The organism is Streptomyces sp. RKND-216, assembly GCF_004795255.1.
In the GTDB taxonomy this organism is placed as follows: domain Bacteria; phylum Actinomycetota; class Actinomycetes; order Streptomycetales; family Streptomycetaceae; genus Streptomyces; species Streptomyces hazeniae.
In genome coordinates this window covers 5,351,946-5,364,170 of sequence record NZ_SSBQ01000002.1, presented here as the reverse complement: position 1 = coordinate 5,364,170, position 12,225 = coordinate 5,351,946, and the positions used below count along the sequence as shown (strand labels likewise).

Genomic DNA, 12,225 nt, shown 5'->3' with positions numbered 1-12,225 from the left:
ACCGGCCACCCCCGACAGCGATCGATCTATTGCGGCAGCAGGAGGCGCGCGGCGCTGGGCATGCTCTGGACCGTGAGCGGCAGCGCGCCCGCGGGCTCCCCGTCGGCGTACCCTGTGACGCCCTCGGCCTCCAGGGTGAGGGAGCGCACCCGGTGGACGGTGACCGAGGGGTGGCTCAGGTGGGTGCCCTTGTAGACACGGGGGAAGACCCGGAGCAGGGTGGTGCGGCTGCACTCCCCCACCACGGTGACGTCGAGGAGGCCGTCGTCGAGCGCGGCGTCGGCGCAGATCCGCATGCCGCCGCCGTAGCTGGGCCCGTTGCCCACGGCGACCAGGGTGGCGGCGACCTCCTGCGGCGGGCCGTCGTCGAGGGTGAGCCGGTAGCGGACGGGACGGAGCGCGGCGAGTTCGGCGAGCATAGCCAGGTCGTAGCGGCGGGGTCCGGTGGGCCACCGCATCCGGTTCGCCCGGTCGTTGACGCGGGAGTCGAACCCGGAGGCAAGCACGCATCCGAACAGGCGTTCCGTACCGTCGGCGCAGGTGACCCGGCCCAGGTCGACAGGCCGGGTCCGGCCCGCCTTGAGGGCGTCGGCGAAGAGGCGACCGGCCGCGTCCGGGTCCCGCACGGGCAGGCCGGTGGCGCGGGCGAAGTCGTTGCCGGTGCCCACGGCGACCACCCCCAGCGGCGTGTCGGTGCCCGCGACGGCCTGGAGCGCGAGGTTGGCCATGCCGTCGCCGCCGACGGCGATGAGGGCGCCCGTCCCCTCGGCGACGGCCTCCCGGGCGCGGCGCAGCGCGTCGGGGGCGTCGACGCCGACGACGGTGCGGACGGAGAAGCCGGCGCCGCGCAGCGCGTCGGCAGCGGGCTGCGCGGCCTGCGCTCCGCGGCCGCGTCCGGCGGTCGGGTTCACGAGGAGGGTGATCTCGCTGGTCACCCGCCGGACACTAGCGCGTCAGGTGGCGTCGCCGTAACCGTCGGGACGGCGGTCGTCGCCCGCATCCGGAGTGTCGTCGCGCAACGGTGCTGCGGCGGCGACCGGCTCCGGCGCGTGGTCCAGCTCCGACGCCTCGTCGTCGTCCAGGCCACGGTACGGATCGTTCCGCTCGCGCCGCCGGTCGTTGAGCAGGGCGACACCGACGGCGCCGAAGTAGAGCAGCACGATCGGCGCGGCGAGTGCCCCCATGGTGAGCGGGTCGCCGGTCGGGGTGGCGACGGCGGAGAAGACCGTGATGCAGACGACCATGATGCGCCACCAGCCGAGCATTTGCCGGCCCGTGACGAGCCCACCCATGTTCATCATGACCAGGACGAGGGGCAGCTCGAAGGCGAGGCCGAAGACGAGCACCAGACGCGCGATGATGTCGACGAACTCCCCCAGGTCGATGAGGTTGTTCGCGCCTTGGGGCGTGAATCCGATGAGCGCTTCGGCCGCGGTGGGCAGGATCAGGTAGGCGACGTAGGCGCCCGCCAGGAAGAGGGGGACGCCGGTGCAGACGAAGGCTCCGGCGTACTTCTTCTCGTGACGGTGGAGGCCGGGCGCCAGAAAGCCCCAGAACTGGTAGAGCCAGACCGGCGAGGCGAGGACGACGCCGACGGTCAGGGCGATCTTCAGCATGACCGTGAAGGGTCCGACCAGGCCGTTGATCGTGAGGTTCGCGCAGGCCTCACGAGTCGCCGACGCGCCGAAACCGTCCTCACAGCCGATGCGGTCCAGCATCGGCTCGGTGAGGAAGTCCGCGACCTGCTCGTAGAAGACCATGCCGAGGACGGTCACGGCCAGGATCGCCAGGACCGCCTTCATCAGGCGGTTCCGCAGCTCCCGCAGATGCTCCACGAGGGGCATCCGCCCCTCGGGATCCTTCGGCTGATTACCCTGCTTGCGGGCGGACTTGAGCAACCCGTGTCCTCGTCAGTCAGTTGTGCCGCACGGACGACCGTGCAGGCTGCCGGGGGTCAGTTCTGCTGGGACTGCTTGGCCTGCTCGTTCACCGGGCGCGAGCTGCTGACGTCGCCGGGTGCCGCCTGGATCGTCTTGGGCGCGGGCTGCTGCGCCTCGGCGTTGCCGTCCTTGTCGCCGTCACCGCCGCCGTCGCCGCCGTCCTTCTTCATGGCCTTGGCCTCACTCTTGAGGATGCGGGCCGACTTGCCGAGGGACCGGGCCATGTCCGGAAGCTTCTTGGCCCCGAACAGCAGCAGGATGACCAGTACGATCAGCACGATCTCCATGGGCCTCAGGTTGGGCATGTCTCACTACCTTCTCGCGGGGACAGCGTGTGTCCTGTTGCCTGCCGTATGCGTCGGACTGGCTGGTCTGCTGCGCACGATCGTAACCCTGAGGAGTGAACACGGGGCAATGCCCGTGCATCCTCCACCTTCCGGGCCGCGACCGGAGCGGCAGCAGCTACCAAGCCTACCGCCGAAGACCCCGGCCGCAGGAGGCCGCCGCGTGCTCCAGGTCGTCGGCGGCCCGGGCGATGCGCTCGGAGCCGTCTCCGACGGCCTGGGCGAACCGCCGCACCTCCAGGCCGACGCGGACGGCGAGGACGCCCAGGACGGCGGTCCCGGCGAAGGCGAGCGCGAGGAAGAGCATCGGCCACAGCATGCGGGCGAGCCTAGTCCGTCCGGTCGGTGCCGCGTCACTCGCCGTAGGCCGCGAGCGCGGCGCGGGCGGCCTCCCGAGCGCTCTCGGCCAGCTCGCGCGGCGCGGTGATGCGGCCGTCCGGCCCGAGCCGCAGGGCCAGCCTCCGCAGCGAGGCGGGGTCGGGGGTGCGCAGGGTGATCCGCAGGCCGCCGTCGGGCAGCTCCTCGGCGCTGTCGTGCGGGTAGTACTCGGCGACCCAGCGGCCGCCGGGCGAAACCTCGACGACGACCTCCGGGTCGTCCGGGGCGGGCTGCACCAAGCCCTCGGACAGGTCGCGGGGGGTGATCGGCGGCGGGTCGGCGGCCTCGTCCAGCAGCCGGATCTCCGCGACCCGGTCGAGCCGGAAGGTGCGCCGGGCCTCACTGCGGCGGCACCAGGCCTCAACGTAGGTGTGTCCCACGGCGAAGAGGCGGATGGGGTCGATCTCCCGCTCGGTGAGCTCGTCCCGGGCGGGCGAGTAGTACCGCAGCCACACCCGGCGGCGCTCGGCGATGGCCCGGTCGACGTCGGCGAAGACACCACCCTCGGACTCGAAGGTGACCGACAGCCGGGCGCTCGCGCCAGCGCTCTCCCCCGCCGCCGCCTCCAGCTTCGCGGTCGCGCGCAGCAGCGCCTCCCGGTCGCTCTCCCGCAACCCGGGGAGGGTAGCGACCGCACGGGCCGCGACCAGCAGCGCGGTGGCCTCGTCGGCGGCGATCCGCAGCGGCTCGGCGACATCGTCGGCGTTGCGCCACCAGATCCGCTCGCCGTCGGTGTCGATCTCCAGCAGGTCGCCGCCCCGGAAGCTGGTGCCGCACATGGGCAGCACGTCCAGGTCGCCGATCAGCTCGTCGACGCTGATGCCGAAGGCGCGGGCGACGTCCTCGACGCGGGCGCCGGGCCGGTCCCGCAGATAGGTGACCAGCGACAGCATCCGCCGGGTCTGGTCGATGGCGTTGGTCGCCACGTCTCTCCTCGACTCCCCTCAGCCCTTGGCGACGGCGCGCAGCCGGTCGACCACGTCCGCCCGCAGCTCGGCGGGCTCCAGTACGACGACGTCCGGGCCGAACTCGACGAGCCAGGCGTCGAGTCCGTGCCCGTACGGGATCTCCAGCTCGTCCCAGCCGCCGTCCGTCTCCCTGATCTCGCCGACCGCACGGGCACGCAGCGGGTAGCCGCTCTCGCGGCGCAGCCGGATGCGGGCGCGGCCGGTGGCGGACTCACCCGCCCAGCGTTCCACGGCCTCCCGCACCGTCACCTGGTCGGGGACGGGCACGGAGAACGCGGCGGCCCGGGAGCGGACGGGGCCGGTGATGCGGGAGAGGCGGAAGACACGTTCGGCGCCGCGGTCCCGGTCGTGCCCGGCCAGGTACCAGTGGCCGCGCCAGCACTCCAGGGTCCACGGTTCGACGCTGCGTCGCTCGGGCCGGGCGGCGTTGGAGCGCCGGTAGTCGAAGACGACGAGGCGGCGGTCGCGGCAGGCCAGCATCAGCGGTTCGAAGGCGGTCTCGCGGGCCGGGATGCGCGGTTCGAGAGTGCTGTGCGGGTGGAGGTCGCCGTAACCGCCGTCCTCGTCGGCCTGCGGCATGCCGCCGGCGGCGCGAAGCTTGTGCAGGGCTCCGCTGGCCGCTCCGGCGAGCCGGGCCTGCTGCCAGACGCGGGCGGCGAGGCCGAGGGCGGTGGCCTCGGCGGCGTCCAGGGTGACGGGCGGCAGGCGGTTGCTGTCGCGGCGGGCGAGGTAGCCGGTCTCGCCGTCGAGGTTGTCGACGGTGTCGATGACGAGGCCGAGCTCGCGCAGGTCGTCCTTGTCGCGCTCGAACATGCGGTTGAAGGCGTCGTCGCCGGCCGCTTCGAGGTAGGCCTCGATGGACGCCCGCAGTCCACGCTTGGACAGCGGACGCCGGGCTCCCAGCAGGCACAGCGCCAGGTTCATCAGCCGCTCGGCCTTGGCAATCGCCATGGAACCCTTGCCTCTCTCATGCAACTTGAGGCTACGAACGTACCGCTCTTCGGGGCGTGGGACCAAAGCCGAAGGACCGCGGGAAGCCGCGTGGGCCCCCGCCGCGGCGGGGACCCACAGGGTCGTACGAGAGGTGTCCTCAGACGGCGACCAGGTCGCAGACGAAGATCAGCGTCTCGCCCGGCTTGATACGACCGCCGCCGGCGCCCGCGTCGCCGTAGGCGAGGTGCGCGGGAATGGTCAGCCGCCGCCGGCCGCCGACCTTCATGCCCTGCACGCCGCGGTCCCAGCCGGCGATGACCTGGCCGGCGCCGAGCTGGAACTGCAGCGGCTTGCCGCGATTCCAGCTGGCGTCGAACTCCTCACCGGTGGAGAAGGAGACGCCGACGTAGTGCACGGAGACGTTGTCCCCGGCCTTGGCCTCGGGGCCGTCGCCCTCCCAGAGGTCCCGGATCTCCAGGTCGGCGGGGGGCTCGCCCTCGGGGAAGTCGACCTCGGGCTTGTCGATGCTCACGAAACTGCTCCTGTGAAACGAATCCGTCCTTGACAACCGTCCCAGTGTGGCAGACGCGTGATCACTGGACCTTCATGATGTCCACGACCATCACCACGTCGTTCGCCTGCTTCTGCTGCTCCTTGGGGAACTCGCTCTTCGGCACCACGATCAGCACCCGGCTGCCGACGGTCTGGCCGACCAGGCCCTTCTCCCAGCCCGGCATCTGGCCGACGGGGATCTCCTGCGGGCCGCGCGGCATCTGCGCCGCAGGGTTGCCCTCCCAGGTGCTGATCTCCGACTCGGGCTTGTTCCACTCCACGGCACGGTAGTTGACCAGGACGGTGTCCTTGGCCGTGACCTTCTCGCCGGTGCCCTCGATGATCGGCCGGCTGACGAGCTCGCCGGGCGCCTGAGCGTCCTCGGGGATGGTGACCTTCGGCGCCTTCGCGTCGGTGTTGGTGCCGACCGTGGGCAGTGCGGAGTCGTCCTGCGGGACCTCCTCGCCCTTCGGCGCCATCGGCACCGATTCCTTGATGTCGATGGTGAATACCAGCGTGTCGCCCTTGCCGATGGCGCTGCCCTGCGGCGGATTGTCGCCGTAGGCCATCTCCGGCGGGATCACCAGCTCGACGCGGCTGCCGACGGTCTTCCCGACGAGGCCCTTGTCCCAGCCCTCGATGACACCGCCGGTACCGATCGGGAAACCGGACGGCAGCTTGCGCTGGTAGCTGTCGTCGAAGGGCTTGCCCTTCCATGTCTGCCCCGCGTAGTGGGCGGTGATGAAGTCCGCCTTCCGGACCGTGCGGCCGTCGCCCTCCTCGAGGACCTTGACCTTGAGCTTCCCGGGCGGGTCGCCGACCCCGGCCTCGATCTCGGGCTTCTTCTTGCCGTCCTCCCAGGACACGGCGGGCACGGCGCCCGGCGTCCCGGAGTCGTCACCGCCGCAGGCGGCGGCCGAGGCGATGAGCAGGGGCACGGCCAGGGCCGCGACGAAGCGGCGGGCAGTCGTGGAGCGCGTCATGTGGTCACTCTTGGAGGTAGGGGGTCCCGGCACGAGCCGGGCATCGAGACCCCAGCCTACGACTCCGCCGGCACCACCCGGGGGCGCACGACACGGTGAATCACGCCCGCCGTGGGTGACGCCCCTCACCCGGCGCGTCACCCACGATCACGAGCCCGTCACATTCCGGCGATCAGCTTCTCCACCCGCTCGTCGACCGAACGGAAGGGGTCCTTGCACAGTACGGTGCGCTGCGCCTGATCGTTGAGCTTCAGGTGCACCCAGTCGACGGTGAAGTCCCGGCGCTGCTCCTGGGCGCGCCGGATGAAGTCGCCCCGCAGCCGCGCCCGGGTCGTCTGCGGCGGCACCGACTTGCCCTCGAAGATCTTCAGGTCGTCGCAGATCCGGGCGGCCTGCCCCTTGCGCTCCAGGAGGTAGTACAGGCCGCGACGGCGGTGGATGTCGTGGTATGCGAGGTCTATCTGCGCGACCCGCGGGTGCGACATGGTGATGTTGTTCTTCGCGCGGTACCGCTCCAGGAGCTTGTACTTCATCACCCAGTCGATCTCCGTGCCGACCTTGTCCAGGTCCTGGGAGCGCACGGCCTCCAGTGTGCGCCCCCACAGGTCCAGGACCTGCTCGACCATGCCGGTGCGGATACCGCGCCGCTCGCAGAAGTCCTCCGCCTTCTCGTAGTACTCCTGCTGCACCTCCAGCGCGGACGCCTCGCGGCCGCTGGCCAGCCGGACCTTGCGCTGCCCGGTGATGTCGTGGCTGACCTCGCGGATCGCCCGGATCGGGTTCTCCAGCGTGAGGTCGCGCATCACGGTGCCGGCCTCGATCATGCGCAGCACCAGGTCGGTGGCGCCGACCTTCAGCAGCGTCGTGGTCTCCGACATGTTGGAGTCGCCGACGATGACGTGCAGGCGGCGGTAGCGCTCGGCGTCGGCGTGCGGCTCGTCGCGCGTGTTGATGATGGGCCGGGAGCGGGTCGTCGCGGAGCTGACGCCCTCCCAGATGTGCTCGGCGCGCTGGCTCACGCAGTAGACCGCGCCGCGCGGGGTCTGCAGGACCTTGCCCGCACCGCACACCAGCTGACGGGTGACCAGGAAGGGGATGAGAACGTCGGCGAGACGCGAGAACTCGCCGTGTCGGGCCACCAGGTAGTTCTCGTGGCAGCCGTAGGAGTTCCCCGCCGAGTCGGTGTTGTTCTTGAACAGGTAGACGTCGCCGGCGATGCCCTCCTCGTGCAGGCGGCGTTCGGCGTCGACGAGCAGACCTTCGAGGATGCGCTCGCCGGATTTGTCGTGGGTGACCAGTTCGGTGACGCTGTCGCACTCCGGCGTGGCGTACTCCGGGTGCGAGCCCACGTCCAGGTAGAGGCGGGCGCCGTTGCGCAGAAAGACGTTGCTGCTCCGGCCCCATGACACGACACGGCGGAAGAGGTACCGCGCCACTTCGTCAGGGGACAGACGCCGCTGTCCCCGGAACGTACACGTGACGCCGTACTCGTTCTCCAGCCCGAAGATTCGGCGGTCCATGACTGAACATTACGCCTTATGGCCTGTTCTGAAACCGGGTTCGGGTGCCGCGTGCCGATCATTTTCGTTCGCCGGGGACTCCGCCTTCACCGGGGCGCCGCCGCCCGGCACGGGATCCGGGAGACGGCCGGGAGCAGCGGTCCGGGGCGAGAGCACACCACGGGTGGCCAGCAGCACCAGGAAGGCGGCGACTCCGCCCGCGCCGGCCACACCGAAGCCCGCCGCCGTCCCTGCCTCCTCCAGCACCGGTCCGACCACGGCCGTACCGGCCGCGGCGCCGACGCCGAAGGTGGTGACGAGCCAGGAGAACGCCTCGGTCACGGTGCCGGCGGGCGCGTGCCGGTCGACCACCACGAAGGAGCAGGCCAGTGCCGGGGCGAGGAACAGGCCGGAGAGGCCTGCGAGCGCGGTCATCGCCACCGGACCCGGCACCAGCAGCAACGGCAGGTACCCGGCGGCCAGCGCGGCGACCAGCACCTGCAGCCGGTTCTCCGGGCGGCCCGGCCAGACGCGGGCGCCGTACAGCACGCCGCCGACCAGGGCGCCCGCGCCGAGTGCGGACAGCAGGTAGCTGGAGATCAGGCTGTCGCCGTACCCGTCGGCGTACGCCACGGCGGCCACCGCGATCGAGCCCAGCGCCAGGCCGACGAAGAAGAACGCCCCCAGCAGCGCGAGCAGTCCGCCCGAGCGCAGCGCCCCCAGCCAGTGCGCCTCCCGGGGCTCGGAGCGCCAGTTGCGGGAGGGCGGCGAGACGACCACCGACAGGGCACCGAGAACACCCAGCGCGTTGATCACCAGCAGGGCGGCCGCCTCGTTCCACCAGGCGACGAGCAGGGTGACGAGCAGCGGGCCGACGGCGAAGATCACCTCCTGAGCGACGGCGTCCAGCGCGTAGGCGGCGTGCACCCGGTCCTGCCGCTTGAGCACGCTGGGCCACAGCGCACGCAGGCCGCCCTCCAGCGGCGGCGTGAAGAGACCCGCGACGAGGACCGCACCGTAGGAGACCACCGGGTCCGCGATGCCGGCCAGAGCGAAGACGCCCATGCCGAGGGCGGAGAGCACGGCGGCCGGGAACATCACACGGGGCTGGCCGTACAGGTCGACGGCGCGGCCGAGCGAGGGCTGGCCGACGGCGGTGGCCAGGCCGTACACCGCGGACAGTACGCCGGCGAGGGTGTAGCTGCCGCCCTCGGCGCGGACGAACAGCACGATGGCCAGGGCGGCGGTGGCGTTGGGAAGCCTCCCCACCAGCGTGCCGGCGAGAAGACGCACGGCGTGCTTGGCGCGGAGGAGTTCGGCGTAGCCGGTCGCCACGATGCGGTTCCTCTCGGTCGGATGGAAGACGCGTGGGTAATACGTATAACGTGCTGCGTCATACGTACCATGGCGGCTGACCGAGGTCCACACCACCCCCACAGGGGAGGAGCACGCGTGACGACGAGGGGGACGCGGAACGGCGGTGCCGCCGCACCCCGCGGTACGGCACCCACCAGCCGCGACGTCGCCCACCGGGCAGGCGTCTCCCAGGCGACGGTGTCCCTGGTGATGGGCGGGAAATGGCGCGGCCGCGTCTCCGCACGCACCGCGGAATCCGTCCGCGCCGCCGCAGGCGCACTCGGCTACCGCCCCAACCTGGCCGCCCGCAGCCTGCGCCTCGGCTCCACCCGCACCGCCCTGCTCGTCGTTCCCGCCCTGACCAGCGACTTCTTCGCCCGCGTACACAGCGGAGCCGCCCGCGTCGCCGCCGACCACGACTTCGGCATGGTGCTCTACCCCTCCCCCGAGGGCATCGGCCCCGCCCCCGACCCCTTCGCCTCCGCCCAGGCCTCCCTGGACGGCGTCATCGCCTCCTCCATGGCCCCCGAGGCACTCGCCGCCCTCCGCGGCGGCGGACTCCCCCTGGTGATGCTCGACAGCGACCCGGACGGCGACTCCGACGGCGACCGGCCCGCCGCCACCGTCAACCTCGACATCGCCGGCGGAATGCGCGCCACCGCGACCCACCTGCTCCGCCTCGGACACCGCAGGATCGCCCACCTCGCCGCCGCCGTGGACTCCTGGACCTTCCGGGTACGCGCCCGTGCCCTGGCCGACGCCCTCACGGGCACCGGCGCCGCCCTGACAGCCACCGAACCCGCCGAACTGAGCGTGACCGGCGGGCTCCGCGCCGCCGAACGGCTCCTCAGGCGCGACACGCCCCCCACCGCCCTGGTCTGCGACGACGACCTGCTCGCCGCCGGAGCGTGCAAGGCCGCCCGCCGGCTCGGCCTCCGCGTCCCCGGAGACGTCTCCGTCACCGGCTTCGACGACCTCGCCGTCGCCACCGCCGTCGAACCGGAACTCACCACCGTCCGGCTGCCCGCCGAGCACATCGGCGCCTCCGGCATGCGAGCCCTGCTCACCGTGCTGGACAGCCGCGTGCCGGACGCCGACGTCCTCCCCGTCGAACTCGTCGCCCGCGGCTCCACCGGGCCGCCCCGCGTCCCCTGAGAACGCCTGTCGGCCCCGCCCGCAGGGGGACGGGGCCGACAGGCCGGCAGGCGTGGATCACTCCGAGGCGTCGTCCTCCTCGTCCGCGTCCGCGTCATCCGACCCGGCCGACGCGGACGACGGGGTCTCGTCCAGCAACGTCGCCAGCCGACGGCCCAGAACCCGCTTGAACTTCCGCTGCTGGGAGCGCGTACGGTCCAGCACCGCCACCTCCAGCTGCTCGGAGGTCAACGACCGCTCCCCGCCGTTGTTGTCACGCGACAGCGAATCCACCGCCAGCTTCAGCGCCTCACTCAACGACATGTCGTCCCGGTGACGCTGCTCCAGGTAGCTGCCGATCTGCTCCGCGTTGCCGCCAACGGCGACGGAACCGTGCTCGTCCACGATCGACCCGTCGTGCGGCAGCCGGTAGATCTGGTCGTCCTCACGCTCCGCACCCACCTCCGCCACGATCAGCTCTACCTCGTACGGCTTCTCCGCCGCCGACGAGAAGATCGTGCCCAGCGTCTGCGCGTAGACGTTCGCCAGGCCGCGGGCCGTCACATCGTCCCGGTCGTAGGTGTAACCCCGCAGGTCGGCGTACCGCACACCGCCGATGCGCAGATTCTCGAACTCGTTGTACTTGCCGACCGCGGCGAACGCGATGCGGTCGTAGATCTCGCTGACCTTGTGCAGCGCCCGGGAGGGGTTCTCGGCGACGAACACGATGCCGTCGGCGTACTGCAACACGACCACGCTCCGGCCGCGCGCGATGCCCTTGCGGGCGTACTCCGCGCGGTCCGCCATGGCCTGCTGGGGTGAGACATAGAACGGCGTCGACACCGGCTATCCGTCCCTTCCTTATCGACGAGTGACTAGAGAACCGGGGCCTGCGGCCCGTTGGGCTGCTGCAGACGGCCCTCGTGCACCGTCCGGGCGATCTCGGACACCTCGGCCTCGCTCAGCCGCCGGTAGCCGTCCTCCGTGATCACCGCGACCACGGGGTAGATGCGCCGCGCCAGGTCCGGCCCACCGGTCGCGGAATCGTCGTCCGCGGCGTCGTACAGGGCCTGCACGACGGCGGTGGCCGCCTGCTGCTCCGTCAGGTCCTCGCGGAACAGCTTCTTCAGCGCACCGCGCGCGAACACCGAGCCCGAGCCCACGGCGGTGAAGCCCGTCTCCTCCGAACGGCCGCCCGTCACGTCGTAGCTGAAGATGCGGCCCTTCTCGCGGTCCACGTCGTACCCCGCGAACAGCGGCACCACGGCGAGGCCTTGCATGGCCATGCCCAGGTTGCCGCGGATCATGGTGGACAGGCGGTTGGCCTTGCCCTCCAGCGACAGCTGCGAGCCCTCGACCTTCTCGAAGTGCTCCAGCTCCAGCTGGAACAGCTTGACCATCTCGACCGCCAGGCCCGCCGTGCCCGCGATGCCGACCGCCGAGTACTCGTCGGCCGGGAACACCTTCTCGATGTCCCGCTGCGCGATGACGTTGCCCATCGTCGCCCGCCGGTCGCCGGCCAGCACCACGCCGCCGGGGAACGACGCCGCGACGATCGTCGTGCCGTGCGGCGCCTGCACGGCGCCCTCCACCGGCGGCAGCGGACGACTGCCCGGCAACTGCTCCGGCGCGTGCGCCGACAGGAAGTCCATGAACGACGACGAGCCCGGCGTCAGGAAGGCAGCCGGTAGACGCCCGGTGCCACGAGTTTCGGCTTCCACGCGTTTCCTTCCAGATAGCTGATGGCCCGCTGCATCACCTCGGGCCGGTCCTTGAACTGCCCCAGGGCAGCGTTGCAGCTGAAGCACAGTACGCCTCGGACCCTACCCGTCTCGTGACAGTGATCCACATGTTCTGCGGCGGCAGAAAGGCAGATTGCGCAGACGCCGACCTGCTCGGCGACGAGGGCGTCGCGCTTTCCCGTGGTCATGCCGTGCTGCCGCTTCAGATGACCGGCGCGCCCCTGGACGGCCTTGCATGCCCTGCAGCGCGTCGACAGCACGTCAGATGCTGTGGCGTTCCGGTGCCATGCGCGATGGGGCTTGATCTCCCCGCACCCCCGGCAGAGCCTGTGCCCGGAGGGCACCTCCACCTTCTCGCGCACGGGCTTACCGAAAGCAGCACGGCGGTGCCGGGAG

At 71.6% G+C, this 12,225-nt stretch carries 14 protein-coding genes; 1 reads left to right on the top strand and 13 read right to left on the bottom strand.

What is annotated here, in order from left to right; translation table 11 throughout:
• Positions 1-26: 26 nt before the first annotated feature.
• From E4198_RS23630 to E4198_RS23585, 10 genes are all read right to left on the bottom strand, one after another.
• Positions 27-935, bottom strand: coding sequence for a diacylglycerol kinase (locus tag E4198_RS23630; protein ID WP_136184933.1), 909 nt, complete (start codon positions 933-935; stop codon positions 27-29).
• Between the two features lie 18 nt (positions 936-953).
• A complete protein-coding gene (gene tatC / locus E4198_RS23625) occupies positions 954-1,898 on the bottom strand; it encodes a twin-arginine translocase subunit TatC (RefSeq protein ID WP_136184932.1) in 945 nt (314 codons plus the stop codon).
• Positions 1,899-1,954: 56 nt separating this feature from the next.
• A complete protein-coding gene (gene tatA, locus E4198_RS23620; protein ID WP_136184931.1) occupies positions 1,955-2,245 on the bottom strand; it encodes a Sec-independent protein translocase subunit TatA in 291 nt (96 codons plus the stop codon).
• Positions 2,246-2,411: 166 nt separating this feature from the next.
• Positions 2,412-2,603: a hypothetical protein gene (locus tag E4198_RS23615; RefSeq protein ID WP_136184930.1), complete on the bottom strand. Its 192-nt coding sequence runs from the start codon at positions 2,601-2,603 to the stop codon at positions 2,412-2,414.
• Between the two features lie 34 nt (positions 2,604-2,637).
• Positions 2,638-3,588 (bottom strand): WYL domain-containing protein, encoded by a 951-nt coding sequence (locus E4198_RS23610; protein ID WP_136184929.1) that lies wholly within the window; start codon positions 3,586-3,588, stop codon positions 2,638-2,640.
• Between the two features lie 18 nt (positions 3,589-3,606).
• Positions 3,607-4,581: a WYL domain-containing protein gene (locus tag E4198_RS23605; RefSeq protein WP_136184928.1), complete on the bottom strand. Its 975-nt coding sequence runs from the start codon at positions 4,579-4,581 to the stop codon at positions 3,607-3,609.
• Positions 4,582-4,720: 139 nt separating this feature from the next.
• Complete coding sequence (locus E4198_RS23600) at positions 4,721-5,095, bottom strand: FKBP-type peptidyl-prolyl cis-trans isomerase (RefSeq protein ID WP_136184927.1); 375 nt, start codon at positions 5,093-5,095, stop codon at positions 4,721-4,723.
• A 61-nt stretch (positions 5,096-5,156) separates the two neighbouring features.
• Positions 5,157-6,098: an FKBP-type peptidyl-prolyl cis-trans isomerase gene (locus tag E4198_RS23595; RefSeq protein ID WP_136184926.1), complete on the bottom strand. Its 942-nt coding sequence runs from the start codon at positions 6,096-6,098 to the stop codon at positions 5,157-5,159.
• 158 nt (positions 6,099-6,256) lie between these two features.
• Positions 6,257-7,618 carry a Pup--protein ligase gene (gene pafA / locus E4198_RS23590; RefSeq protein ID WP_136184925.1) on the bottom strand — a complete coding sequence of 454 codons (1,362 nt, stop codon included), beginning with the start codon at positions 7,616-7,618 and terminating at the stop codon, positions 6,257-6,259.
• Positions 7,619-7,627: 9 nt separating this feature from the next.
• Entirely contained in the window at positions 7,628-8,932 is a 1,305-nt protein-coding gene (locus E4198_RS23585; protein WP_136184924.1) for an MFS transporter, read from the bottom strand.
• A gap of 117 nt (positions 8,933-9,049) precedes the next feature.
• Here E4198_RS23585 and E4198_RS23580 point away from each other — a divergent pair, with 117 nt between their 5' ends.
• Positions 9,050-10,108: a LacI family DNA-binding transcriptional regulator gene (locus E4198_RS23580; protein WP_247597817.1), complete on the top strand. Its 1,059-nt coding sequence runs from the start codon at positions 9,050-9,052 to the stop codon at positions 10,106-10,108.
• A gap of 57 nt (positions 10,109-10,165) precedes the next feature.
• On the opposite strand, the gene prcA is transcribed toward E4198_RS23580, so the two are convergent.
• From prcA to E4198_RS23565, 3 genes are read right to left on the bottom strand one after another with little or no spacing between them, the layout of a single operon-like run.
• On the bottom strand, positions 10,166-10,930 hold the full coding sequence (prcA, locus tag E4198_RS23575) for a proteasome subunit alpha (RefSeq protein WP_136184922.1): 765 nt from the start codon (positions 10,928-10,930) through the stop codon (positions 10,166-10,168).
• A gap of 32 nt (positions 10,931-10,962) precedes the next feature.
• Entirely contained in the window at positions 10,963-11,808 is an 846-nt protein-coding gene (gene prcB, locus E4198_RS23570; protein ID WP_027762736.1) for a proteasome subunit beta, read from the bottom strand.
• Complete coding sequence (locus E4198_RS23565) at positions 11,760-12,191, bottom strand: endonuclease VII domain-containing protein (RefSeq protein ID WP_348771320.1); 432 nt, start codon at positions 12,189-12,191, stop codon at positions 11,760-11,762. The genes prcB and E4198_RS23565 overlap by 49 nt, the downstream gene beginning before the upstream one ends.
• Positions 12,192-12,225: the final 34 nt, after the last annotated feature.